General features: G+C 70.1%; 22 protein-coding genes. 8 read left to right on the top strand and 14 right to left on the bottom strand.

The genetic code is table 11. The features are described from left to right. Nucleotides 1-12 precede the first annotated feature (12 nt). Genes E0493_RS01525 through E0493_RS01510 form a run of 4 tightly spaced genes read left to right on the top strand, consistent with a single transcriptional unit; the run spans nt 13 to nt 5,154 of the window. Entirely contained in the window at nt 13-1,638 is a 1,626-nt protein-coding gene (locus E0493_RS01525; protein ID WP_160935138.1) for an ABC transporter substrate-binding protein, read from the top strand. Nucleotides 1,639-1,655: 17 nt separating this feature from the next. Next, nucleotides 1,656-3,089, top strand: coding sequence for an amidohydrolase family protein (locus tag E0493_RS01520; protein ID WP_160935137.1), 1,434 nt, complete (start codon nt 1,656-1,658; stop codon nt 3,087-3,089). Then, nucleotides 3,089-4,090: an ABC transporter ATP-binding protein gene (locus tag E0493_RS01515; protein ID WP_160935136.1), complete on the top strand. Its 1,002-nt coding sequence runs from the start codon at nt 3,089-3,091 to the stop codon at nt 4,088-4,090. Before E0493_RS01520 ends, E0493_RS01515 begins: the two co-directional genes overlap by 1 nt. Continuing rightward, nucleotides 4,087-5,154 carry an ABC transporter ATP-binding protein gene (locus E0493_RS01510; RefSeq protein WP_160935135.1) on the top strand — a complete coding sequence of 356 codons (1,068 nt, stop codon included), beginning with the start codon at nt 4,087-4,089 and terminating at the stop codon, nt 5,152-5,154. The genes E0493_RS01515 and E0493_RS01510 overlap by 4 nt, the downstream gene beginning before the upstream one ends. Before the next feature lie 88 nt (nt 5,155-5,242). On the opposite strand, the gene lpxB is transcribed toward E0493_RS01510, so the two are convergent. Genes lpxB through E0493_RS01490 form a run of 4 tightly spaced genes read right to left on the bottom strand, consistent with a single transcriptional unit; the run spans nt 5,243 to nt 8,724 of the window. After that, nucleotides 5,243-6,421, bottom strand: coding sequence for a lipid-A-disaccharide synthase (gene lpxB, locus E0493_RS01505; protein WP_160935134.1), 1,179 nt, complete (start codon nt 6,419-6,421; stop codon nt 5,243-5,245). Next, complete coding sequence (locus E0493_RS01500; RefSeq protein ID WP_160935133.1) at nt 6,418-7,323, bottom strand: carbon-nitrogen hydrolase family protein; 906 nt, start codon at nt 7,321-7,323, stop codon at nt 6,418-6,420. Before E0493_RS01500 ends, lpxB begins: the two co-directional genes overlap by 4 nt. A gap of 50 nt (nt 7,324-7,373) precedes the next feature. Continuing rightward, entirely contained in the window at nt 7,374-7,970 is a 597-nt protein-coding gene (locus E0493_RS01495; RefSeq protein WP_160935132.1) for a GNAT family N-acetyltransferase, read from the bottom strand. A 46-nt stretch (nt 7,971-8,016) separates the two neighbouring features. Then, a complete protein-coding gene (locus tag E0493_RS01490) occupies nt 8,017-8,724 on the bottom strand; it encodes an SDR family oxidoreductase (protein WP_160935131.1) in 708 nt (235 codons plus the stop codon). 97 nt (nt 8,725-8,821) lie between these two features. Here E0493_RS01490 and E0493_RS01485 point away from each other — a divergent pair, with 97 nt between their 5' ends. Then, nucleotides 8,822-9,574 (top strand): amidohydrolase family protein, encoded by a 753-nt coding sequence (locus E0493_RS01485; protein WP_160935130.1) that lies wholly within the window; start codon nt 8,822-8,824, stop codon nt 9,572-9,574. Nucleotides 9,575-9,577: 3 nt separating this feature from the next. Here the strand turns inward: E0493_RS01485 and E0493_RS01480 are convergent, their stop codons facing one another. The 3 genes from E0493_RS01480 to hisI all read right to left on the bottom strand — a co-directional run bounded on the left by E0493_RS01480 (nt 9,578) and on the right by hisI (nt 11,761). Beyond that, complete coding sequence (locus E0493_RS01480; RefSeq protein ID WP_160935129.1) at nt 9,578-10,228, bottom strand: GOLPH3/VPS74 family protein; 651 nt, start codon at nt 10,226-10,228, stop codon at nt 9,578-9,580. A gap of 71 nt (nt 10,229-10,299) precedes the next feature. Then, a complete protein-coding gene (locus E0493_RS01475; RefSeq protein ID WP_160935128.1) occupies nt 10,300-11,364 on the bottom strand; it encodes a CobW family GTP-binding protein in 1,065 nt (354 codons plus the stop codon). Next, nucleotides 11,354-11,761: a phosphoribosyl-AMP cyclohydrolase gene (gene hisI / locus E0493_RS01470; protein WP_160935127.1), complete on the bottom strand. Its 408-nt coding sequence runs from the start codon at nt 11,759-11,761 to the stop codon at nt 11,354-11,356. Before hisI ends, E0493_RS01475 begins: the two co-directional genes overlap by 11 nt. Nucleotides 11,762-11,826: 65 nt before the next feature. Here hisI and E0493_RS01465 point away from each other — a divergent pair, with 65 nt between their 5' ends. After that, nucleotides 11,827-12,333 (top strand): Fur family transcriptional regulator, encoded by a 507-nt coding sequence (locus E0493_RS01465; RefSeq protein WP_160935126.1) that lies wholly within the window; start codon nt 11,827-11,829, stop codon nt 12,331-12,333. A gap of 15 nt (nt 12,334-12,348) precedes the next feature. Here the strand turns inward: E0493_RS01465 and glgX are convergent, their stop codons facing one another. From glgX to E0493_RS01440, 5 genes are all read right to left on the bottom strand, one after another. Then, a complete protein-coding gene (gene glgX, locus E0493_RS01460; RefSeq protein ID WP_160935125.1) occupies nt 12,349-14,553 on the bottom strand; it encodes a glycogen debranching protein GlgX in 2,205 nt (734 codons plus the stop codon). 131 nt (nt 14,554-14,684) lie between these two features. Further along, a complete protein-coding gene (metC, locus tag E0493_RS01455) occupies nt 14,685-15,896 on the bottom strand; it encodes a cystathionine beta-lyase (protein WP_160935124.1) in 1,212 nt (403 codons plus the stop codon). Beyond that, on the bottom strand, nt 15,896-16,738 hold the full coding sequence (locus E0493_RS01450; protein ID WP_160935123.1) for a sulfurtransferase: 843 nt from the start codon (nt 16,736-16,738) through the stop codon (nt 15,896-15,898). Before E0493_RS01450 ends, metC begins: the two co-directional genes overlap by 1 nt. 5 nt (nt 16,739-16,743) lie before the next feature. Next, entirely contained in the window at nt 16,744-17,472 is a 729-nt protein-coding gene (locus tag E0493_RS01445) for an alanyl-tRNA editing protein (RefSeq protein WP_160935122.1), read from the bottom strand. Then, nucleotides 17,472-18,116, bottom strand: coding sequence for an NUDIX domain-containing protein (locus E0493_RS01440; RefSeq protein ID WP_160935121.1), 645 nt, complete (start codon nt 18,114-18,116; stop codon nt 17,472-17,474). The genes E0493_RS01445 and E0493_RS01440 overlap by 1 nt, the downstream gene beginning before the upstream one ends. A gap of 40 nt (nt 18,117-18,156) precedes the next feature. Between E0493_RS01440 and E0493_RS01435 the strand changes: the two genes are divergently transcribed. After that, entirely contained in the window at nt 18,157-19,089 is a 933-nt protein-coding gene (locus E0493_RS01435) for a DMT family transporter (protein ID WP_160935120.1), read from the top strand. A 31-nt stretch (nt 19,090-19,120) separates the two neighbouring features. Here E0493_RS01435 and parC read toward each other — a convergent pair whose 3' ends face one another. Continuing rightward, entirely contained in the window at nt 19,121-21,358 is a 2,238-nt protein-coding gene (parC, locus tag E0493_RS01430; protein ID WP_160935119.1) for a DNA topoisomerase IV subunit A, read from the bottom strand. 490 nt (nt 21,359-21,848) lie between these two features. On the opposite strand from parC, the gene E0493_RS01425 reads away from it, so the two are divergent. Continuing rightward, nucleotides 21,849-22,472, top strand: coding sequence for an FMN-binding negative transcriptional regulator (locus tag E0493_RS01425; RefSeq protein WP_160935118.1), 624 nt, complete (start codon nt 21,849-21,851; stop codon nt 22,470-22,472). Nucleotides 22,473-22,489: 17 nt separating this feature from the next. Here E0493_RS01425 and E0493_RS01420 read toward each other — a convergent pair whose 3' ends face one another. Next, a complete protein-coding gene (locus E0493_RS01420; RefSeq protein ID WP_160935117.1) occupies nt 22,490-23,047 on the bottom strand; it encodes a DUF1003 domain-containing protein in 558 nt (185 codons plus the stop codon). Nucleotides 23,048-23,096: the final 49 nt, after the last annotated feature.

Raw genomic sequence — 23,096 nt, 5'->3', positions numbered from 1 at the left:
AAAGGGCCAAGGATGTCTGGATTCCTCAAGACGGGGCGCCGCCGCGCCGCCGCGCTGCTCGGCGGCACCATGCTTTCGCTCGCGGGCCTGCTGCCCGCCGGCCAGGCCGCGGCGCAGATGGCGCCGAAGGGCACGCTGGTGGTGCTGCGCGAGATCGACGCCGACCGCTACGACCCGCACCGCACCACCGCCACGGCGGCCGGCGAGGCGCTGTTCCTGCTGACCGACACGCTGGTCTCGATGGATTGGGACCAGAAGACCATCCGCCCCGGCCTCGCCGAGAGCTGGAAGGTGAGCGAGGACGGCAAGCTCTACACCTTCAAGCTGAAGCAGGGCGTGAAGTTCTGCGACGGCAAGCCTTTCACCGCGAAGGATGTCGTCTACAGCATCAACCGCTGGATCGACCCCGCGACGCGCAGCCCGGTGAAGTGGCGTGCCGGCCCGGTGAAGGAGGTGCGCGCGGTCGATGACCACACGGTCGAGTACGAGCTGAAGGAGCCTTACAGCGAGTTGCTGCTCCAGCTCGCGCAGTATTTCGCCGGCATGGTCGATCAGGCGACGGTGGAGAAGCTTGGCGACAACTTCGGCGTCCAGGGCTTCAACGGTGTCGGCCCTTATTGCTGGGCAAGCTGGACGCCGCGGCAGGAAATGGTGCTGACCAAGAATCCCGCCTACAACTGGGGTCCGCCGATCTACAAGAACCCCTCGCCGCAGGTGGACCGCATCAGCCTGCGCGTCATCCCCGAGGCCAACACGCGGCTGGCCGCCATCCAGTCCGGCCAGGGCGACGTGACGCAGTGGATCCCCTATTTCGCGCTGGATGGGCTGAAGCGCATCCCGAACCTGAAGCTGGTGCAGCAGCCGAACTACTTCTACGACAACTTCATGGGCTTCAAGGTGGACAAGCCCGTGATGAACGACCCGGTCATCCGCGAGGCCATCAACATGGCCGTGGACAAGGCGGCCATCAACAAGGCGGTCTGGTTCAACGCAGGCCAGGTCGCGGATTCCTACATCAATCCGAATGCCCTGGACTACAGCGCCAAGGCGGCCTCGGAGATGCCGGAATACAGCCCGGACAAGGCGCGCAAGCTGCTGGATGACGCCGGCTGGAAGCCGGGCAGCGACGGCATCCGCGAGAAGGATGGGCAGCGCGCCAGCTTCCTGCTCTACGGCATCCAGCAAACCTACAACAACGGCATGATGCAGGCGGTGCAAGCCGACCTGCGGCGCATCGGCATCGAGATGCGCATCCAGCTCTGGGATGCCACGGTGGCCTGGGGCAAGCTGGCGACGCAGGAATTCGACGCCTTTGTCATGTCCTACCCCTATGCCTCGGCGACGGACGCGCTCTCGCTCTACTTCCCGAGCGGCAACCGGCCGACACCGAACCGCATGAACTGGAGCAACCCGGAGACCGACCGGCTGATCTCCGACGCCAAGACGGCGCTGGAGCCTGCGGCGCGCGCCGAGGCAATCGGCAAGGTGCAGCAGCAGCTCACCGAATCCTATCCCTGGGTGCCGCTGATCCGCCAGCCGCTCTGGGTGGTGTCAGGCCCGCGCGTGGAGGGTGTCCGCCCGCACGGCATCTACGGCGTCGCCCTCTACAAGGGCCTCGACATCCGCCTGACGCGCTGAAGGGAAGGGCAGGGACCATGGCCACCACCGTTATCCGCAACGCCGACCTCGTCATTGCCTGGGACGGGGCCGCGCAGCAGCATGTCTACCTGACCGATGCGGAGGTGGCCTTTCGCGACGGGGCGATCACCTTCGTCGGCCGTGGCTATGATGGCCCGGCCGAGGAGGTGATCGACGGCAAGGGCATGATGGTCATGCCCGGCCTCGTGAACATCCACTGCCACCCCTCCAGCGAGCCGATGAACAAGGGGCTGATCGATGAGATCGGCTCCCCCGGCCTCTACAACTCCTCGCTCTACGAATACATGCCGATCTTCCGCGCCGATGCGGAAGCGGTGCCGCATTGCGTGCGGGTGGCGCTTTCCGAGCTGCTGCTCTCCGGCGTCACCACCGTGGCCGACCTCTCCATGGCGCATCCGGGCTGGATGGACCTGCTGGCGGAAAGCGGCATGCGCGTCTGCGTCGCGCCGATGTTCCGCTCGGCGCGCTGGTTCACCAAGAACGGCCATGTCGTCGAGTACGAATGGGACGAAAAGGCCGGCGAAAAGGCGATGGGCGAGGCGTTGCAGCTGATGGAGCGCGCCGAGCAGCACCCGTCGGGCCGGCTCTTCGGCATGGTGGTGCCGGCGCAGATCGACACCTGCTCGGAAACGCTGCTGCGCGAAAGTTTCGAGGAATCCCGCAAACGCGGCCTCGCCTGGCAGATCCACGCGGCGCAGAGCGTGGTCGAGTTCCACGAGATCACCCGCCGCCACGGCCTGACGCCGATCGGCTGGCTGGACGAGATGGGGCTGCTCTCCGAGCGCTCGATCATCGGCCACGGCATCTTTCTCGATGACCACCCGAGCACCCGCTGGCACACCGAGAACGACCTGGACCGGCTCGCCGCCACCGGCACCACGGTGGCCCACTGCCCAACGGTTTTCGCGCGGCGCGGCATCACGCTGAAGCATTTCGGCCGCTACCGGAAGCGCGGCGTCAACATGGGCATCGGCACCGACACCTATCCGCACAACATGCTCGACGAGCTGCGCCTGGTTTCCTATCTCGCGCGCACGCAGTCCGGCGATCCGCGCAGCCTCACCTCGACCGATCTCTTCGACGCCGCCACCATCGGTGGCGCCAAGGCGCTGGGGCGGGACGATATCGGCCGGCTCGCGCCCGGCTGCCGCGCCGACTTCGTGACGGTGGACGTGACGCACCCGATGATGCGCCCGGCCCGCGACCCCATGCGCAGCCTGATCTACGCCGCCGGCGACCGCGCCATCCGCTCGGTGCACGTGGACGGCGAGGCGGTGGTGAAGGACGGAAAGCTGCTGACGATGGACTACGAAGGCGCCGCCGCCGCGCTGGATGAGGCGCAGAAGCGCATCCTGGACCGCGCCCCGCAGCAGGACTGGGCGCACCGGCCGGTCGAGAAGATTTCCCCGCCGACCTTCCGGTGGGCGTGATGGCGGAGGATCTCCTGCGCGTCGAGGGGCTGCGGACGGTGTTCCGCAACTCCTCCGGCCTGATCCGCGCGGTGGACGGCATCGACCTTTCCGTGCCGCGCGGCCGCACGCTTGGCATCGTCGGCGAGAGCGGCTGCGGCAAGTCCATGCTTTCGCTCTCTATCATGCGGCTGGTGCCGGCACCGGGGCGCATCACCGAGGGGCGCGTGCTGCTGGAGGGGCGGGACCTCCTGAAGCTCTCCACCGCCGAGATGCGGCAGGTGCGCGGCGGGCAGATCGCCATGATCTTCCAGGAGCCGATGACCTCGCTGAACCCGGTGCACAGCGTCGGCCGGCAGATCACCGAGGCGATGCGCGTGCACTCGCCGAAGGAGAGCGCCGGCGCGCTGAAGGAGCAGGCGATCGCCGCGCTGAAGCGCGTGCGCATCCCGTCCCCCGAGCGCCGCTTCGACGAGTATCCGCACCAGCTCTCGGGCGGCATGCGCCAGCGCGTGATGATCGCCATGGCGCTGGCCTGCCGGCCGCGCCTGCTGATCGCCGACGAGCCCACCACCGCGCTCGACGTCACCGTGCAGGCGCAGATCCTCGACCTCCTGCGCGAGCTGCAGGAGGAGACGGGCATGTCGATCATCCTCATCACGCATGATCTCGGCGTGGTGGCGGAGATGGCCGACGAAGTGGCCGTGCTCTATGCGGGAAAGGTGGCGGAGCGTGCGCCGGCCCGCGCGCTGTTCGAGGACCCGCAGCACCCCTATACGCTCGGGCTGCTCGGCTCCGTGCCGCGGCTGGACGAGGAGCGTGACCGGCTGCTCGCCATCGAGGGCGCGGTGCCGCCGCCTTTCGCCTTCCCGGAGGGCTGCCGATTCCACCCGCGTTGTCCCTTCGCCATCGGGCCCTGCCGCGAAGGCCAGCCGCCGCTGCGCGAGATCGCGCCTGGCCACCATGCCGCCTGCATCCGAGCGCCGGTCGAGGCCTCACTCGCCCTGGAGGACGCGGCATGAGCGGCCTGCTGGAGGTTTCCGGCCTCGCCCGCCACTATCCGGTCAAGCGCGGCGTGGTGCTGCAGAAGCAGGTCGGCACCGTGCGCGCCGTGGACGGCGTTTCCTTCGACCTGGCGCGTGGCGAGACACTGGCGTTGGTGGGGGAATCCGGCTGTGGCAAGTCCACCACCGCGCGCCTGGTGATGCGGCTGATCGAGCCTTCGGCCGGCACCATCCGCTTCGACGGGCAGGATGTCACCAATGTCGGTGGCGGCGCACTCCGCACGCTGCGGCGGCGGATCCAGATCGTGTTCCAGGACCCCTATGCCTCGCTGAACCCCCGCCTGACGGTGGGCGAGGCGATCGCCGAGCCGATGGCGGTGCATGGCATCGGCGATGCTGCCAGCCGCCGTGCCAAAGTCGAGGAGTTGCTGCGGCTGGTCGGCCTCGCGCCCTTCCATGCCGCGCGCTATCCGCATGAATTCTCGGGTGGGCAGCGGCAGCGCATCGGCATCGCGCGTGCGCTCTCGGTCGAGCCGGAGCTTGTGGTCTGCGATGAGCCGGTTTCCGCGCTCGATGTCTCGATCCAGGCGCAGGTGGTGAACCTGATGAAGGACCTGCAGGCGCGGCTGGGCCTTTCCTACCTCTTCATCGCGCATGACCTGGCGGTGGTGAAGCACATGGCGGACCGCGTCGCCGTCATGTACCTCGGCCAGATCATGGAGATCAGCGACAAGCGCACGCTCTTCGCCGACCCGCGCCACCCCTACACGCGCGCCCTGCTGGCGGCCATCCCGCATCCTGATCCGTCGCGGCGTGGCCGTGTCACGCCGCTTGGGGGCGACGTGCCGAGCCCGATGGCCGTCCCGCCCGGCTGCCGCTTCCACACGCGCTGCCCATTCGCGCAGGAGCGCTGCCGCCAGGAGATACCGGCGTTGCGGGAAATCGCGCCGGGCCACCGCACGGCCTGCCACTTCGCGGAAACCCTGCCGGATCCCGGCCTGGATTACTCCGGCGGGCTGACGGAAGCCGCTGCGCGCCGGCTCGCGCTCTATGACGCGGCACGGCGCAAGTCGGCCGCCTGAGCTGTCGAGGCGACCGGCGCCCGGGCCGGACCTGCCCTCCGCCGGAGGGCGCATGGAGCGGGAGGCGGCGTCTCGCGGCTGCGCGCGGCTAGGCTCGGGTGCTGGCTGAGGGGGGAGCGTCCAGCATCTCCAGGACCGCGGCGGCGGCGGCTTCGCTGGAAAGACCCTCGGGGGGCCGCAGCATCGTCAGCACGCGCGCGAAGCCGGCGCGCTGCGCGGCGGCGGCCTCCGGCTCCGTCAGCAGCCGCACCAGTTCGGCCGCGAGCAGTTCGGGGGTGCAGCGCTCCTGCAGGTATTCCGGAATGATCGCCGCATCGGCCAGGAGGTTGACGATGGAGACGTGCCTCACCTGGATCAGCCGCCGCGCGATGGCCGCGGAGAGCGGGTTGACGCGGTAGCCCACCGCCATCGGCACGCCGGCCAGCGCCACCTCCAGGGAGGAGGTGCCGGACTTGATCAGCCCCACCCCGCCGCTTTCCCGCGCGGCGGCGAAGGCATCGTACTTCTCCGCCACGCCATGCAGCAGGACCGGCGCCGGGTGCCAGTCCGCGGCCGCGGCGCGCACCACCTCTTCCACCGGTCCGGCCAGCGGCACCACGGGGCGCAGGCCGGGCACACGCGCCGCCGCCAGCCGCAGCGCCGCGCCGAAGACAGGGAGAAGGCGCCCCACCTCGCTGCGCCGGCTCCCCGGCATCACCAGCACCACGCGCTCGCCCGGTGCGATGCCATGCGCAGCGCGGAAACCTGCGGCATCGCCCTGGTCGGCACCGGATTCCAGAATGGAATGCCCGACGAAGCGCACGGGAATGCCGGCCTTCTCGAAGAAGGGCGCCTCGAAGGGCAGCAAGGCGAGAATGGCGTCCACCTGCTGGGCGATCTTCTTCACCCGGCCTGGCCGCCAGGCCCAGACCTGCGGCGCGACGTAGTGCAGCACCCGGAAGCCCTGCGCCCTCGCGCGAGTGGCGACGCGGAGGGTGAAGCCGGGGCTGTCGATGGTCACCACCAGGGCGGGCCGGCGCGCGGCGATGTCGGCCGCCGTCTCATCCAGCCTGCGGGCCAGGCGGCGGATGTTCGGCAGCACCTCCAGAAATCCCATCAGCGCCAGCTCGCGCATCGGAAAGAGGCTGTGGAATCCCTGTTCCGCCATGCGGTCGCCGCCGACGCCGGCGAAGCGCAGGTCGGGCCGCGCGCGACGCAGCGCGGCCATCAGCCGCGCGCCGAGCATGTCGCCCGAAGCCTCGCCGGCGACAAGATAGACCAGCGTCACGCGAAGGCGGCCGGGCGGGGGGAGGGGAAGCTCTGGCGCGGCCAGTCCCGGTGGTTGAACACCGCGCCCTCGCGCCGCACCGCCTCGATGCGCGCAGGGTCAATATCGGCAAAGACCCACTGGGCCCGGTCCAGCCTGCCCTGGGCGATCACGCCATCCTCCGGGAAGCCATGGTCGATCGGGCCGAAGACAGCGGCGAAGCCCCGGTTGCGGTCCAGAGCGGCGGACCAGCTGGCCTCGCCCACCGTGGGCGCGATGCCGACGAAGCACTGGTTCTCCAGCGCCCGCGCGGCGGCGGAGAAGCGCACACGGTTGAAGCCATGCAGCGTGTCCGTGCAGGTGGGCACCAGCACCAGCCAGGCGCCGGCCTCCACCTGGGCACGGACATGCTTGGGGAACTCGCTGTCGTAGCAGATGGAGATCCCGATCCGCCCCCAGGGCGTGTCGAACACCGCCGGCGCGGCGCCGGCCGATACGCCCCATCGCTCGCTCTCGAAGCGCGTCATGGCGTGCTTGTCCTGGAAGGCGAGGCTGCCTTCGGGCGTGATCAGCGGCGCCCGGTTGCGGAGGGCGCCATCAGGGTCGCGCATGGGCAGGGAGCCAGGAACCAGCCACAGCCCTGACCGTCGCGCGGCGCCACGCATCGCCTCCAGGATCGCCGGCGCCGCCTCGACCATGGCCTCCAGCTCCTCGCGCTCCGCGGCCGGAGATTGGCCGGCGAGGGCGGAGCCCAGCTCGACGCAGGCATATTCCGGCAGGACCGCCAGCTCGGCGCCGCCCCCTTTCGCCTCGAACAGCCATCGGTCGAGCTTGGCGGCCCAGGCGGCGACGCCTTCGGGCCGTTCGACCGGATATTGCAGCAAGGCAAGGCGCAGGGGGCGGGGCGGGGTCACGGCAGGCATGGCTTCCAGTTCGGGCATCGTCGGGCGTGGGCGGAAAGGGAGCGCTGGGGTCAGAGGCGCTTGTGCCAGAAGTCCAGGCGGTGCGGGGTTTCCTCGGTGGCGCCGACCTCCCGCCAGCTCATGGTGCAGGAAAGGCCCTCAAGCGGCGTGTAGCCCCGCTTGCGCCAGAAGGCGTCGAGCGGCACGTAGGCGGCGGGCCTGCGCGGATCGGCGGGGTCGCGGCGCACGCCGCAGAAAGTGGTGAGCGCGGCGCCGGTTTCCAGCGCATGGGCCTCGCGCAGCTGGAAGAAGCGCACCCCCACCCCTTGGCCGCGATAGGCCGGCAGCACCACGCTTTCGCCGAAATAGCAGTAGCGGGCGGGGTCCAGCCCGGCGGCGAGGAAGGCGTCGCGCACCGTGCCGTGGGTCTCCGTCATCGGCCCGCAGGTGGCGGCACCGACCGGCCGATCGCCGTCGAAGGCGACAATCATGGCTGCGCCCGCGCCGTCCGCATAGGCGCGGAGGTAACGCTGCTCATAGGCGGCGTCGCCCTCGTAGAGATAGGGCCAGTCACGGAAGACGGCGATGCGCAGTTCGGCGAGGGTCGGCAGCCAGGGGTGCAGCGCCGGGCCGCGCAGCGTTTCGAACCGGAGCGGAGCAGGGGCCATGCCCCCGGATAGAGCAGAACGGCCGCCCAGGCGAGGCCGGCGCGGCCTATTCGGCGTAGATCATCTTCCGCGTCATGCCGCCGTCGGCGACGAACTCGCTACCGGTGACGAAGCCGGATTCAGGCCCGACCAGCCAGGCGACCATGGCCGCGACGTCCTCCACCCGCCCAACGCGGCCGGCCGGGTGCTGGGCATGGTCCTCCGGGCGCAGCGCCTCGCCCGCCACGTCGATCCAGCCGGGGCTGACGCAGTTCGCGCGCACCTCCGGCCCCAGGCTGATCGCCAGCGCATGGGTCAGCGCCAGGATGCCGCCCTTGCTGGCCGAGTAGGATTCCGTGTTGGCCTCCGACATGTGCGCGCGGGTGGAGGCGATGGTGACGATGGCGCCGCGCGCCGCCTTCAGCAGCGGCACGGCGGCGCGGGTGAGCAGGAAGGCGCTGGTCAGGTTGGTGCCGAGCACACGGTTCCATTCGGAGAGGGAAAGCTCTGCCACCGGCTTGCGCACCATGATGCCGGCATTGCAGACCAGCGCATCCAGCCGCCCCTCCCGCTGCGCGACGCCTTCGACCAGCGCCATGGCCGCCGTCTCGTCGGCGACATCGGCCAGGACGTGGCGGGTACCGGCCTCGCCGGGGTTTAGGTCGGCGGTGACGACGCGCCAGCCGTCCTGCTTCAGGCGACGGGCGATGCCGGCGCCGATGCCGTGCGCGCCGCCGCTGATCAGGGCGACGGGAGAGGGAGACGTTTCAATCATGGTGCGGCGGAAACGCCGCCTGCGCGGGCCGGTGGCATCACAAAGCAGGGCGTGGCCGAAGCGCGGCCGCCGTGCTTTGCTCAACGGGGAGCAGCCCATGACCGCGATCTTCGACGCCCATTTCCATATCTTCGACGCGCGCTTTCCGGCGCCGGGCCATGACGGCTTTGCGCCACCGGCCTTCACGGTGGCGCAGTACCGCGCCGCCGTCGCGGTGCTGGGGGTGACCGGCGGCGTGCTGGTGGCCGCCTCCACGCACGGGCTCGACCCGGAGCCGCTGCTGGCCGCGCTGAAGGAACTAGGGCCGGGCTTTGTGGCGGTGGCTGCCGCCGACCCCGCCATGACGGACACGCGCCTCCGCGAACTGGCGGCACGTGGCGTGCGCGGGCTGCGCTTCAACCTCTACCGCAACATGGTGGACGGCTCGCCGGAGAGCGCGCTGGACCTGGCCGACCGTGCCCATGCCGCGGCCGGGCTGCACGCCCAGTTCTATGCTGACGCGGCCCTGCTGCGCCCGCTGCTGCCGCGCCTTCGCGGCATGGCCGGCCGGCTGGTGATCGACCATCTCGGCATGACCGAGGCGGGGCTGCCGGTGGTGCTGGAACTCGCGGCGGCGGGCGCGAAGGTGAAGGCCACCGGCTTCGGCCGGGTGGAGCTGGACGTCGCGCCCGCCCTGGAGCGGATCGCTGCGGCGGCGCCATCGGCGCTGATCTTCGGCACCGACCTTCCCTCGACCCGCGCCCGGCGCCCCTTTGAGCCGGCGGACATGGCGCTGCTGCGCCGGATCGCCGGGGCGGCGCCGTTCCGGGAGAACGCCGCCGCCTTCTACGGCTTCGCGCCGGCCGGCTGAGGGTCAGATCACCGGGCCGACGCGCGCCAGGTCGGTGAAGATGTCGCGCACCGCGTCGGTCAGGGTGCGGCTCAGCTCCTGCTGCTCGGCCAGGGCGTCGATGCGGGGCTGCACGCTGTCCAGCTCATGCGAGGCGAGCAGCAGGGGGAACAGGCCGGCGGCGCGCACCAGCCCGATCAGCAGCGCGTCGCGAGGGCTCGGCATGTGGTCGTCGAAGATCACCGCCATCAGCCGTCCCTTCACCTCCCGCTCCTCCTTGTCGGAAATCTGCGGGTAGCGTCGCTCGGGAAAAATCCAGAGGAAGCGGCCCTCCTCCAGCTTCAGCACGCCGCGCTCCACCAGCCGGTCGAAGTAGTGGTCGCGCAGCCCCTCGGCCTCGCTGCCGAGCGTCTCGATCCACCAGCGCGTGCCATGCGCTGTCGTCTCGGCCCTGATGCGGGCCAGCACGCCGTCCAGCGCGGCATCGCCGGTCGGCGCGGGGCTGGTGACGGCGAGGTGCTCGGGGTCCGTATGGATGCGGTCTTCGAGCAGCAGTTCGGCGAGCACGCTGGCCGCCAGCGCGTAGTCGCCGGAGGGCGCCGCCCGATCGAACAGCCGGCCGGACTCGTCATCGAGCATGAGGAGCAGCAGCTCCTCCGGCATGGTCAGCGACATGGGGGCGCACTCCGGGTTGCAAGTTTCCGCCGAAGAGGGAAACGCGGCCAGGGCGACCCGTCAACGGCTGCCTAGCCGCCAGCGATGGTTCGCTGACCACTTGCTGCATCACAGAACGCGGCGATGCCCTCCTCGATCACGCTGCGCGGCAGGTCGCGGAGGATGAAGACGATGCTGGAGCGGCGCGGCTGCCCTTCCGGCCAGGCCGGAAGCAGGGTCGGCGCATGCCAGACGCTTTGCACGCCGTGGATCACCACCGGCTGCGCCTGCCCCTCGAGATCGAGAATGCCCTTCACCCGCAGCACCGCATCGGCCCGCGTCGCGGTCAGCATCTCCAGCCAGGTGCCGAGGCCGTCCCATGGCAGGGGGGTGTCGAAGTTCAGGCAGAAAGCGTGGATGCGTTTGTCATGCCTGTTCGGGTCGTGGGGGCTATGCTCGTGGTGGTGATGGTGATGCCCCTGCGATGGCTCGCTCCAGGCTTCGGCATCCAGCCAGCGGCGCAGGTCGGCGTCGCGCCGCGCGAAGGGGGCGCAGCCCAGCAGGTCCGCCGCCCGTGCCGTGCCGGCCGGCATCGGCCGGGCGCCCGGGTTCAGCCCGCGCAGCGCGGCATGAAGCGCCTCCAGCCCCGCCGCGCCGGCGAGGTCCGCCTTGCTGACCAGCAGCCGGTCGGCCACGGCGATCTGCCGTTCCGCCTCCGGCTGCCGCCCCAGCGTGGCCAAGCCGTTCACCGCGTCCACCAGCGTCACCACGCCGTCCAGCGTGAAGTGGCGGCAGGTCGCGCTGTCGGCCATCAGAGTCTGCAGGATGGGCAGCGGGTCGGCGAGGCCGGTGGTCTCGATCACCACGCGGCGCAGGTCCTGGCCCTTCCGCACCCGCTCGGCAATCCCCTCCAGCGCGCGGGCGAGATCGCCGCGGATGGTGCAACACAGGCATCCGGCCTGCAGCAGCACCGCTTCCTGGTCCAGCGTCTCCACCAGCAGGTGGTCCAGCCCGATCTCGCCGAACTCGTTGATCAGCACCGCCGTGCCGGCCATTTCCGGCTGCAGCAGCAGGCGGTTCAGCAAGGTGGTCTTGCCGGCGCCGAGAAAGCCGGTCAGCAGCGTGACCGGCAGGGGGAAGGCGGCGTCAGCGGCCATAGAGCACCGCGGGGTCCACCTCCGGCGTCGAGACCGGCACCAGCTCGCCTTCGCGCAGCGCCTGGTAGAAGCAGGAGCGGCGGCCGGTGTGGCAGGCCACGCCCTGCTGCTCCACGAGCGCCAGGATGGTGTCGCCGTCGCAGTCCAGCCGGAGGTCCTTGAGCTGCTGCACCTGGCCCGAGGTTTCGCCCTTGCGCCAGAGCGCGTTGCGGCTGCGGCTGAAATAGACCACACGTCCGGTGGCGAGGGTTTCTTCGAGAGCTTCGGCGTTCATCCAGGCCATCATCAGCACCTCGCCGGTGTCGTGCGCCTGAGCGATCACGGGCACGAGCCCCTGTTCGTTGAACCGCGTGGCGGCCAGGAAGCGGGCGCGGGCGGCAGGATCGGCAACCGGCATGAACGGCTCCTCGAAAGCTGGTTCGGTTACTATATAACACAGGCTGGCACGCAGGAGGTCCGGGCATGACGACAGGGCAGGGCAGCGCGGCGGAAATGCCCGAGGGGCGGGCGCAGGCGCTGGCGGCAGCCGAGGCACGCTGCCTTCGGGCCGGCGCTCAGCTCACCGAGCTGCGCCGCCAGGTGCTCGCCCTGGTGCTGGAGGCGGAGCAACCGCTCGGCGCCTATGCCCTGCTCGACAAGCTCAAGGCGCAGCGTCCGGGAGCCGCCCCGCCCACGGTTTACCGTGCGCTCGACTTCCTGCTGGAGCATGGGCTGATCCACAAGGTGGAGCGACTGAACGCCTTTGTGGGTTGCGCCGAAGCGACCCACGACCACGGCCGCGCCCATGACCACCCGCACCAGTTCCTGATCTGCGGCGACTGCGGTGCAACGGTGGAGATCAGCGACACCGCGGTCGCGCATGCCCTCGCCGACGCCGCGGCGCGGGTCGGCTTCCGCGTCGGCAACGCGACCGTGGAAGTGGAGGGTCGCTGCGCCGCCTGCACAGCGCAGGTGCCGGAGCGGGCCTGAGCAGGCCCGCCTGCTTCAGCGCCTCGGCTGCATGGCGGGCAGCGAGGCGGGCGGCGCGGCATCCTGCTCCCGCCGCGAGCGACGGCGCCGCTTGAGGCTGAACAGCAGCAGTGAGCGGCCGGTAACCGTGTAGGTCTCGCCGATCGGGAATTCCGGCTCCTCCTCCTCGTCCTCACCGTTGACGTTGGTGTCGAGCAGGCGCACCCAGGCCACGCCATCCGAGCTTTCGGGCAGAGTGAACTCCACCGCATCGTGGTACGCGTTCAGGATCAGCAGCAGCGTCACGTCATGCGCGGCGACGCGGATGCCGCTCTCCTGCGCGCGGCCATCCAGCATGCGCGCGAAGCAACGCGTGTTGGGATCATCCCAATCGGCGCTTTCCATCTCCTCGCCGCTTGGCTTGTACCAGGAGAGGCCCTTGACACCGCTGACTTCATGCGAGGCACCAGAGAGAAAACGGGACCGGCGCAGTATCGGGAACCGGTTGCGCAACTCCGCCAGGCGCTGGGTGAAGGCAACCAGGCGCTCGCCCTTCTCGCCCCACTCCCAGTCCAGCCAGGAAATCTCGTTGTCCTGGCAGTAGGCGTTGTTGTTGCCCTGCTGGGTGCGGCCGAACTCATCGCCCGCCAGCAGCATCGGCGTGCCCTGGGAGAGATAGAGCGTGGCGAGCATGTTCTTGATCTGCCGCTCGCGCACGGCGTTGATCTCGGGATCGTCGGTCGGGCCCTCGACGCCGTAGTTGTAGCTGTAGTTGTGCGAATGGCCGTCGCGGTTCTCCTCGCCATTCGCCTCGTTGTGCTTGTCGTTGTAGCTGACGAGGTCGTTCAGCGTGAAGCCGTCATGCGCGGCCAGGAAGTTCACGCTCGCCCAGGGGCGGCGGCCGTTGTGGTCGAACAGGTCGGCCGAGCCGGAGAGGCGGCTGCCGAGATCGGCCGCCTTGCCTTCCTCGCCCACCCAGAAGGCGCGCACGGTGTCGCGGTACTTGTCGTTCCACTCGGCCCAGCCCGGCGCGAAGTTGCCGACCTGGTAACCGCCGGGACCGATGTCCCAGGGTTCGGCGATCAGCTTCACGTCGGCCAGCACCGGATCCTGCATGCAGGCCTTGAGGAAGGCGGACTGGTCGTCGAAGCCGTGCGGCTCGCGCGCGAGGATGGTGCCGAGGTCGAAGCGGAAGCCATCGACATGCATCTCGTTGACCCAGTAGCGCAAGCTGTCGTTGACCATCTGCAGCACGCGCGGGTGCGAGAGGTTCACCGTGTTCCCGGTGCCGGTGTCGTTGATGTAGTAGCGCTTCTGGTCGGGAAGCAGGCGGTAGTAGCTGGCGTTGTCGATGCCCTTGAAGGAGAGCGTCGGCCCCTTCTCGTTGCCCTCGGCCGTGTGGTTGTAGACGACGTCCATGATGACCTCGAGCCCGGCATCATGCAGGCGGGCCACCATCTCCTTGAACTCGGCGAAGGCGAAGTCGGGCGTGCGGGCGTAGCGCCGCGCGGGCGCGAAGAAGCCGAGGGTGTTGTAGCCCCAGTAGTTGGTCAGGCCTTTGTTCAGCAGGTAGTCGTCGTTCAGGAAGAAGTGGATCGGCAGCATCTCGACCGCGGTGACGCCGAGCGACTTGATGTGCCGGATGACCTCCCGCGTGGCGAGGCCGGCATAGGTGCCCTGCATCTCCGCCGGGATCAGCGGGTGCCGCTTGGTGATTCCCTTCACATGCGTCTCGTAGACCAGCGTGCGCTCCCAAGGGATGCGCGGCCGGCGGTCGTTGCCCCAGGTGAAGGCGGGATCCACCACGCGGCATTTCGGCATGAAGCGGGCGCTGTCCCGCTCATCGAAGGAGAGGTCCTCGTCCTCATGGCCGATGGTGTAGCCGAACAGCGCATGGTCCCATTTCAGGTCGCCAACATGGGAGAGGGCGTAAGGGTCCAGCAGCAGTTTGTTGGGGTTGAAGCGGTGGCCTTCCTCCGGCGCATAGGGGCCGTGCACGCGGTAGGCATACACCGTGCCCGGCCGCGCGTCCGGCAGGAAGCCGTGGAACACCTCATTGGTGTATTCCGGCAGTTCGATACGTTCCAGCTCGGTCTCGCCGGAGGCATCGAAGAGGCAGAGCTCGACCTTGGTGGCGGCGGCGGAGAACAGGGCGAAATTCACGCCCAGGCCGGTCCAGGTGGCGCCAAGCGGATTCGGGCGCCCTTCGGAGATGCGGGAAACATTGATGGCAGGCGGCACGGATGGGATACCTCGGGTGGGAAGCGCAACGGACTAGACGCGCCAGAGGCCGCCGGGTTGCTGCGCCTTGACCTTCCCCACGCAGAGGTGCGTGCCGGTTGGGGGAGGCTGCCCGCCTCCCCGCCATCCGCTCAGCGGGGCAGGCGCTCCAGCCCGGCCGCGAGGTCGGCGATCAGGTCGTCCGTATCCTCCAGGCCGATGTGGAAGCGCACCGTCGGCCCCTCCAGCGCCATGCCGCCGCCGGCCGTGCGGGTGATGGAGGGCTGCGTCGGCAGGGCGAGGCTCTCATAACCGCCCCAGGAGGCGCCGATGCCGAACAGCTTCAGCCCGTCCACCATCGCGTTGATCTGCGCGGCGGTGTGACGCGGTTGGAACACCACGCCGAAGAGCGAGCAGGCGCCGGTGAAGTCCCGCTTCCACAGCGCGTGCTGCGGATGGCTGGGCAAGGCGGGGTGCAGCACGCGCGACACCTCCGGGCGCCCCTCGAACCACTTCGCCACGGCGATGCCGGCGGCCTCCTGGTGCCGCAGCCGCACCGCCAGGGTGCGCAGGCCGCGCAGCGCCAGCCAACAGTCGTCAGGGCTGGCGTAGTGCCCGACCTCGCGGGCGGCGCCGGCGACAATGGCCCAGTCCTCCGGCGAGTTGACGGTGATGCTGCCCAGCAGCACGTCCGAATGGCCGCCGACATACTTGGTCAGCGCCTGGATGGAGACGTCCACGCCGTGTCTGAAGGGCTGGAAATGGTGGATGCCCCAGGTGTTGTCCATCAGCACCTTGGCGCCATGGGCGTGGGCTACCTCGGCGAGCGCGGGGATGTCCTGCATCTCGAAGGTGTGGCTGCCCGGGCTCTCCGTATAGACCACCTTGGTGTTCGGCCGCAGCAGGGCGCGCAGGCCCTCGGCGCCGATGGTCGGATCGTAATATGTGGCCTCGATGCCGAAGCGGGTCAGCATGCCGTTGGCGAGGCGGCGCACCGGGCCATAGACGGAATCCGGCACCAGCCAATGGTCGCCGGCCTTCAGGTAGGCCATCAGTGGCAGGGAGCAGGCGGCGAGGCCGGTGCCGACGATCAGGGCGCGCGTGCCGCCCTCGATCTCCGCCACCATGTCCTCCAGCGCGTAGTGCGTCGGGCCGCCGGCGGTGCCGTAGGTCATCACCTGCTCCAGCGAGCGGGCGCCCAGCGAGACGCGCGCCTCGCAGGAGGGGTAGAGCACGGTGGAGCCGCGATGCACGGGAGGGTTGACGAAGCCATGCGCGCGGGTGCCGGCGCGGCCGCCATGCGACATGCGGGTGGCGAAGCCTTCGCCGTCGTGCTTGGCGCCAGGGGGCAGGTTGTCGGGCATCAGGGCGTGCTTTCCTTCGACGTTTCGGGGCGGCTGGCCCATTCGGTCCAGGAGCCGTCATAGACGGCCGGTTCGGGCAGCCCGGCGCGCACCAGGCCAAGCGCCAGGATGCAGGCGGTGACGCCGGTGCCGCAGGAGGTGACCAGCGCCCGGCTGCCGTCCGCCCCGGCCTGGGCGAAGCGGGCGCGGAGCTGCTCGGGCGGCAGCATGGTGCCGTCCGCGGCCAGCAGGTCGCTGGCCGGCACGCTGGCGGCGCCGGGCATATGGCCGGAGGGCAGGCCAGGGCGCGGCTCGGGCGCGGTGCCGTCGAAGCGGCCCTTGGCGCGGGCATCCAGGATCAGCGCCGAGCGGTCGGCGACGATCTGCTTGATGTCGCCGATGCCGGCGAGGCGGCGGGCGATAAAATCGGCCCAGAAGTCCTGCCGCGGCACGGCGTGGGCGGGGCCGGCCTCGGTCGGGCGGCCCTCCTTGAGCCATTTGGGCAGGCCACCATCCAGCACGGCCGCCCGCTCATGCCCGAAGAGGCGCATCAGCCACCAGCCGCGCGCCGCCGAGAACAGGCCCTTCTGGTCGTAGAACACCACGCGGTGGCGGTTGGAGATGCCAAGCGCGCCGAGCTGGCGCGAGGCGCGGCCGGGGGTAGGCGCCATGTGCGGCAGGTCGGTCTCCGGGTCGGCCACCGCGTCGATGTCGAAGAAGCCGGCGCCCGGGATATGCGCCTGCGCGAACTCGGCCTGCGCGTCCCTCGGCTCGTTCGGCAGGTATTTGGTGGTGTCAAAGACCAGCAGGTCCGGCGCGCCCAGCTCGGCGGCCAGCCATTCGGTGGAAACGAGGTCCTGCATTGCCCTTACTCCTCCAGCACCAGGTAGACCCGGCGGTTCTGCTTGCCCTTGTTCTCGAGCTTGGTGACGGTGATGGTGCCGATCTCGCCGGTGCGCCGCACATGCGTGCCGCCGCAGGGCTGCAGGTCCACCGGCGCCGGATCCGGCCCGATGCGCACCAGCCGCACCTGCCCGGCGCCGCGCGGCGGCTTCACCGAGAGGGTGCGCACCAGGCCCGGGTTCTCGTCCAGCTCGGCCTCGGTGATCCATTGTTCGCCCACCGGATGGTCGGCGGCGGCGAGTGCGGCGAGGCGCTCGGAGAGCCATTCCTTGGTCGGCGGTTCGGCGAGGTCGAAGTCCAGCCGCGAGCGCTCGGCACCGATCTGCCCGCCGGTGACGCCGGCACCCGGGATCAGCGAGCAAAGCAGATGCAGGCTGGTGTGCATCCGCATCAGCCGGTGGCGGCGCTCCCAGTCCAGCGCGGCGGTCACCTCGGCGCCGGGGGCGGGCAGGGGGGCGCCCTCGGCCGGCTTGTGCAGCACCGTGCCGTTCTCGCCCTTAACCGCATTGGCCACCGGCATCTCCTGAGCGCCCTCCCCCTCGGTCCAGCGCAGCCAGCCGGTGTCGCCGGGCTGGCCGCCGCCCTGGGCGTAGAAGACGGTGCGGTCCAGCACGACCCCCTCCGGGCCGGCGGAAAGCACCTTCGCGCGGCAGTCACGGGCATAGGCGTCGGTGCGGAACAGCATCTCGGTCATCAGTCGCTCGTCCATTCGGTGGTGAGGCGCGGCGTGTTGAGCTGCAGCCACATCAGGGCCAGCGCCGCCGGGCTGTTGCGGATCTCGTTGCGCGCGACCTGGGCGAAGGCCTCCTCGGCCGGCAGCAGCACGAGGCGGGTCTCCTCGTGTTCGTCGGCGAGGCCCCGGGTGCCGGGGGCGGCGGCCTCGGGCAGGCGCACGCGGCCGCAGAAGAAGTGCAGGACCTCGTCGGCGCCGCCCTGCATGGTCATGAACTGGCCGATCTTCTCGATGCGGTCGGTGGTGAAGCCCGTCTCCTCCCGCAACTCGCGCCGCACGGTGGCTTCTGGATCCTCGCCCTTCTCCAGCAGCCCGGCCGGGCACTCCCGCATGACCGGCTCCTCGCCGGCAGCCAAAGCCGGCAGGCGGAACTGCTCGATCAGCGCCACGCGCCGGCTCCAGGGGTCATAAGGCAGGATCAGCGCGCCATCGCCGCGCCGCCACATCTCCCAGGTGAGCAGGCCGGAGGGCGTGCCGTCGGCACGGCGGTAGCGGAAGCGCACCCGCTGCACGGGGAAGCGGCCGTCCCAAACCACCTCATCGCTTTCGGGGATGTAGAGCGGATGCGCCGGCACCGGCGGTGCCTTCGGCGGTCTGGCCTTCATGCGGTGGGCAGCCTAACCTCGACAGTGAAACGCCACGATCATGAGCCGCCCCATCCCCATCGTCCATGCCCCGCCGCCCGAAAGCGACGCGGGCGCCGCGCGCCGCCGGGCCATTCTCGCGGTGATGGGCGCCGCCGCGACCTTCGCCCTGGCCGCCGCGGCGGTGAAGGCGCTGGGCGGGGCGATCCCGGTCACGCAGGTCGTCCTGTTCCGCAATCTCTTCGCCATTCCCGTCCTGCTCGGTCTGGCGCTGGCCTCGGGCGTGCCGGGGCGGCGCTGGCGGGTGCTGGCCACCCGGCAGCCCTGGGCGCATGCGCAGCGCATCTTCTATGGGCTGGTGGGCATGTTCGGCAGCTTTTACGGCTATGTCCACCTGCCGCTCGCCACCGTGACGGCGCTCGGCTTCACCATGCCGCTCTTCCTCACCGCGCTTTCGGTGCCGCTGCTCGGGGAGAAGGTGGGCTGGCGCCGCACCAGCGCCGTGCTGGTGGGCTTCCTCGGCGTGCTGGCGATGCTGCGGCCCGGCCTTGGCGCCGCGCCGCTTCCGCTGCCGGCGGTGGCGGGCGTGCTGGCGGGAGCTGTCGCCTGGGCCATGGCCATGATCACCATCCGGCGCATGGGCGAGCGTGGCGAATCCGGCGCCACCATCACGCTGTGGTTCGCCCTCGGCGGCTGCCTGGTGGGCGGGGCGCTGGCGCTGGCGGACTGGGTCTGGCCAACACCTGCGCAATGGGCGCTGCTGGCCTTCATCGGCCTGATCTCCGCCCTGGCGCAACTCCTGATGACGGCCGCCTACCGTAGCGGCGAGGCCACGCTGATCGCTCCCTTCGAATATTCCGGCATCATCTGGACGATGGCGCTGGGCGTCCTGCTCTGGGGCGAGCGGCCGGTGATCATGGACTTCCTCGGCATCGCCGTGCTGGTCGCCTCAGGCCTCTACATCTGGTACCGCGAGGCGCGGCTGCGCGCCTGAGGCATCCGGGGGCGCAGGTCCCGGGCCGGTTTCACTCCCCGAAGCGGTTGGAGCGGGGAAAGCCGTTGGGCGGCTGCTTGCCGGCGCCGGCACGGTTGCCGCGCCAGGTGGTGAGGTCGCTCTCCATCCGCACCCGCTCGCCGATCCGCCAGGTGAGCCCGGCGCTGGCGGCGAAGACCTTCAGGTCCGCCATGCCGCCGTCGCGGTAGCCTTGCAGCGCCACGCCGCGCCCGCGCACCATCTCCGGCACCTGCTCCAGCGGGAAGACCAGCAGCTTGCGGTTCTCGCCGACGATGGCGACGGTATCCCCCTCAACCGGCACGCAGGCGGCGGCCTCGTTGGGCGGATCGACCGTCAGCACCTGCTTGCCGGTGCGCTTCTCGGCCAGCAGGTCGTCGCTCTTCACCACGAAGCCGCGCCCGTCCCGCGCCGCGACGAGGTACTTGCGGCCCTCCTGCCAGACGAAGAGGTCCACCACCTCGTCCTCGTTGGTGAGGTCCACCATCAGCCGCACCGGCTGGCCGTCGCCGCGCCCGCGGGGAAGGACGTCGGCCTTCAGCGTGTAGCTCTTGCCGTTGGTGGCGAAGAGGCAGAGCCGGTCCGTCGTCTCGGCATGCAGCGCCACGCGCAGCCGGTCGCCCTCCTTGAACTTGTGCTCCGTCTCCATGGGCACATGGCCCTTGAGCGCGCGGATCCAGCCCTTCTCGGACAGGATCACGGTGATCGGCTCACGCTCGACGAAGGCGCGTTCGTCGATCACCACGGCGACGGGGGCGGCGTCGATCGTGGTGCGCCGCCGGCCCAGCGCGGTCTCCTCGCCGAACTTCTGGCGGGTCTCCTCGATCTGCTCGGCAAGCTTCTTCCAGCGCAGCTTCTCGCTGCCGAGCAGCGCCTGCAGCGACTTCTGCTCCGTGCTGAGCTTCTTGTGCTCCTTGCGGATCTCCATCTCCTCCAGCTTGCGGAGGGAGCGGAGACGCATGTTCAGGATCGCCTCGGCCTGCACGTCGGTCAGCCCGAAGGTCTGCATCAGCGCCGGCTTGGGGTGGTCCTCCTCGCGGATGATGCGGATCACCTCGTCGAGGTTCAGATAGGCGATCAGGTAGCCGTCGAGGATCTCCAGCCGGCGGGCGATGGCGTCCAGCCGGTGCTGGCTGCGGCGCACCAGCACCTCGTGCCGGTGGTCGAGCCAGGCGCGCAGCACCGCCTTCAGCCCCATCACCTGCGGCGTGCGCTCGGCGTCCAGCACGTTCATGTTGAGCGAGACGCGGGATTCGAGCGGCGTGGCGCGGAACAGCGTCTCCATCAGCACGGCCGGCTCCACCGTGCGGCTCTTCGGCTCCAGCACGATGCGGACGACGTCGGTGCTCTCGTCCCGCACATCGGCCAGCAGGGGGAGCTTCTTCTCCTCCATCAGCGCGGCGATCTGCTCGATCAGGCGGGACTTGGCGATCTGGTAGGGGATCTCGGTGACGACCACCTGCCAGGTGCCGTTCTTCAGCGCCTCCTTCTCCCAGCGGGCGCGGATGCGGAAGCCGCCGCGGCCGGTGGCATAGGCCTCGCGCACCGCCTCCGCGCTCTCCACCAGCACGCCGCCGGTGGGGAAATCCGGGCCGGGCACGTGGCGCAGCAGGTCGTCCACCTCGGCCGCCGGGTTGCGGATCAGCTCCAGCGCGGCGGCGCAGAGCTCACTCGCATTGTGCGGCGGGATGGAGGTCGCCATGCCAACGGCGATGCCGTTGGCGCCGTTGGCCAGCAGGTTGGGGAAGGCGGCGGGCAGCACGATCGGCTCCCGCTCCTCGCCGTCATAGGTGGCGCGGAAATCGACGGCATTCTCCTCGATCCCCTGCAGCATCACCTGGGCGATCTCGGTCAGCCGCGCCTCGGTGTAGCGCATGGCCGCCGCGTTATCGCCGTCGATGTTGCCGAAGTTGCCCTGGCCCTCGACCAGCGGGTAGCGCGCCGCGAATTCCTGGGCCAGGCGCACCATGGCGTCGTAGATCGCGGCGTCGCCATGCGGATGGTACTTACCCATGACGTCGCCGACGATGCGGGCGCATTTCTTGAATCCGGCCGCCGGGTCAAGCTTGAGCTGGTGCATCGCCCAGAGCAGCCGGCGGTGCACCGGCTTCAGCCCGTCCCGCACGTCCGGCAGCGAGCGCGCCGTGATGGTGGACATGGCATAGGCCAGGTACCGCTCCGACAGGGCCGCCGAGAGGGTAGTCGGCTTCACGGCCCCGCCTTCGGGCAGCGTGGCGATGTCGTCGGGCATGGGTGGAACTCCTGGCGGTCTCGGCGCGATATCGGCTGGCCCGGGCTAGCGCAGCGGCGCCGCGCGCGCCAGTGCCAAGGCGGACGCGCAAGAACATAGCAAGAACTTAAAGTCCAGCAAGCCGTCTCCCAAGGCCGCAGGAGCTTGCCGCCGCCTGGGCGACGAGCCCTGGGTGAACCGCCACCCTCGTATGATCACACGGGTCCGTGCCGGGATGAACAAGACCTGACGCAGGGGAGAAACGGAACAGGTGCAGACGTGGAGTGACTTCTGCGCCCGAATCAGGCGCCCATCGACGAGCCCTCCCATCTACCCTTGAGGCCGTGATGGGGCCACCGGCCGGCTGGCGGCCTTCGCCGCTTGCGATCTGCGCCTTGATCGCCTCGGCGATCCGCCGCGTCGCTGACTGGTCCACTCGATTCGTCCCGGACTGGCCGTTCCGCCTGGGCTAGTCTTTGCGCAAACCTGTGGGGCAGCAAGGAGACCCGCCATGTACACGCCGCCGGCTTTCCGCGAGGACGACCTTTCGGCCCTGCATGCGACCATTGGGGCGGCACGCCTTGCGAACCTCGTCACGGCGGGGGCGGAAGGGGTCATGGCGACGCCGCTGCCGCTCTTCCTGGATCCCGCGGAGGGTTCGCGTGGCGTCCTCTACGGCCACCTCGCCAGGGCCAACCCACAATGGAAGGCGGCCTCATCGGGCGAGGCGCTGGCCATCTTCATGGGGCCGGACGCCTATGTGACGCCGTCCTGGTACGCCGCCAAGCGCGAGACGGGGAAGGTGGTGCCGACCTGGAACTACGTCGCCGTCCATGCCCATGGCCCGGTGGAGTTCTTCGAGGATACGGAGCGCCTCCTCGCGGTGGTCACGCGGCTGACGGAGCGGCACGAGGGCGGCCGCGCCGCGCCCTGGGCGGTGGGCGACGCACCGGAAGGCTTCATCCGCGCGCAGTTGCGCGGCATCGTCGGGCTGCGGATGCCGATCACGCGGCTGGAAGGCAAGCGCAAGCTGAGCCAGAACCGCAGCGCCGAGGACCGTGCCGGCGTCCGCGCGGGCCTGGCCGCCAGCGACGACGCGGCGGACCGCGCCGTGGCCGCCCTCATCCCGCGGTAAGGGGCGGGAGGCGCGCTTCAGCGCCGCGCCTGGGCGTCCTCCAGGAGCTTGGCCAGCAGTTCGATCTGGCGTTGCTGCTGCTCCAGGAGGGCGTTGATCTGCTCGGCGCGCATCCGGTCAAGCTTCTCGTGCAGCCCCATGATCTCGATCTCGGCCTTCAGGTTGACCTCGTAGTCATGCGCGGCATCCAGCCGGTCCTTCGCCGCCTGCCGGTTCTGGCTCATCATGATGATGGGCGCCTGGAGGGCGGCGATCATTGAAAGGATCAGGTTGAGAAAGACGAAGGGGTAGGGGTCGAAGGGCCGCCGCAGCAGCACCGCGTTCATCGCGACCCAGAGGGCCAGCAGCAGGACGCTGAGCAGGATGAAGCTCCAGGAGCCGCCAAAGCTCGCCACCCTGTCCGCCAGCCGGTCCCCGACGCCCAGCCGCGCGGCGAAGGCCTCGTTGGGATCGCGCGAGAGCGGCCGGCCCTCCAGCGCACCCGTCAACGCACGATGCTCGGCCGCGGTGAGGGTTTCCCTCTTATCGAACCAACGCCGCGCCGCACTGGCGAAATCGGGATGGACCTGTTGCATCGTCGCGTTCTCTACCGGCGGGGCGGGCGAGAATTATTCCAGTTGCTCC

The sequence above is a fragment of the Teichococcus coralli genome, assembly GCF_009829925.1.
GTDB classification, from domain to species: domain Bacteria; phylum Pseudomonadota; class Alphaproteobacteria; order Acetobacterales; family Acetobacteraceae; genus Pseudoroseomonas; species Pseudoroseomonas coralli.
Note: the sequence above shows the minus strand (reverse complement) of the source record. Positions and strands in the feature narration are given on the sequence as shown.

Bases quoted from the DNA above. Each gene is read 5' to 3' on its own strand.
- E0493_RS01510 (WP_160935135.1), top strand. From the start codon at position 4,087: ATGAGCGGCCTGCTGGAGGTTTCCGGCCTCGCCCGCCACTATCCGGTC.
- E0493_RS01485 (WP_160935130.1), top strand. From the start codon at position 8,822: ATGACCGCGATCTTCGACGCCCATTTCCATATCTTCGACGCGCGCTTT.
- metC (WP_160935124.1), bottom strand. From the start codon at position 15,896: ATGCCCGACAACCTGCCCCCTGGCGCCAAGCACGACGGCGAAGGCTTC.
- E0493_RS01450 (WP_160935123.1), bottom strand. From the start codon at position 16,738: ATGCAGGACCTCGTTTCCACCGAATGGCTGGCCGCCGAGCTGGGCGCG.
- E0493_RS01490 (WP_160935131.1), bottom strand. From the start codon at position 8,724: ATGATTGAAACGTCTCCCTCTCCCGTCGCCCTGATCAGCGGCGGCGCG.
- E0493_RS01475 (WP_160935128.1), bottom strand. From the start codon at position 11,364: ATGGCCGCTGACGCCGCCTTCCCCCTGCCGGTCACGCTGCTGACCGGC.
- E0493_RS01525 (WP_160935138.1), top strand. From the start codon at position 13: ATGTCTGGATTCCTCAAGACGGGGCGCCGCCGCGCCGCCGCGCTGCTC.
- E0493_RS01435 (WP_160935120.1), top strand. From the start codon at position 18,157: ATGAGCCGCCCCATCCCCATCGTCCATGCCCCGCCGCCCGAAAGCGAC.
- E0493_RS01520 (WP_160935137.1), top strand. From the start codon at position 1,656: ATGGCCACCACCGTTATCCGCAACGCCGACCTCGTCATTGCCTGGGAC.
- E0493_RS01495 (WP_160935132.1), bottom strand. From the start codon at position 7,970: ATGGCCCCTGCTCCGCTCCGGTTCGAAACGCTGCGCGGCCCGGCGCTG.
- parC (WP_160935119.1), bottom strand. From the start codon at position 21,358: ATGCCCGACGACATCGCCACGCTGCCCGAAGGCGGGGCCGTGAAGCCG.
- E0493_RS01515 (WP_160935136.1), top strand. From the start codon at position 3,089: ATGGCGGAGGATCTCCTGCGCGTCGAGGGGCTGCGGACGGTGTTCCGC.
- E0493_RS01440 (WP_160935121.1), bottom strand. From the start codon at position 18,116: ATGAAGGCCAGACCGCCGAAGGCACCGCCGGTGCCGGCGCATCCGCTC.
- E0493_RS01425 (WP_160935118.1), top strand. From the start codon at position 21,849: ATGTACACGCCGCCGGCTTTCCGCGAGGACGACCTTTCGGCCCTGCAT.
- E0493_RS01480 (WP_160935129.1), bottom strand. From the start codon at position 10,228: ATGTCGCTGACCATGCCGGAGGAGCTGCTGCTCCTCATGCTCGATGAC.
- E0493_RS01500 (WP_160935133.1), bottom strand. From the start codon at position 7,323: ATGCCTGCCGTGACCCCGCCCCGCCCCCTGCGCCTTGCCTTGCTGCAA.
- E0493_RS01445 (WP_160935122.1), bottom strand. From the start codon at position 17,472: ATGACCGAGATGCTGTTCCGCACCGACGCCTATGCCCGTGACTGCCGC.
- hisI (WP_160935127.1), bottom strand. From the start codon at position 11,761: ATGCCGGTTGCCGATCCTGCCGCCCGCGCCCGCTTCCTGGCCGCCACG.
- E0493_RS01465 (WP_160935126.1), top strand. From the start codon at position 11,827: ATGACGACAGGGCAGGGCAGCGCGGCGGAAATGCCCGAGGGGCGGGCG.
- E0493_RS01420 (WP_160935117.1), bottom strand. From the start codon at position 23,047: ATGCAACAGGTCCATCCCGATTTCGCCAGTGCGGCGCGGCGTTGGTTC.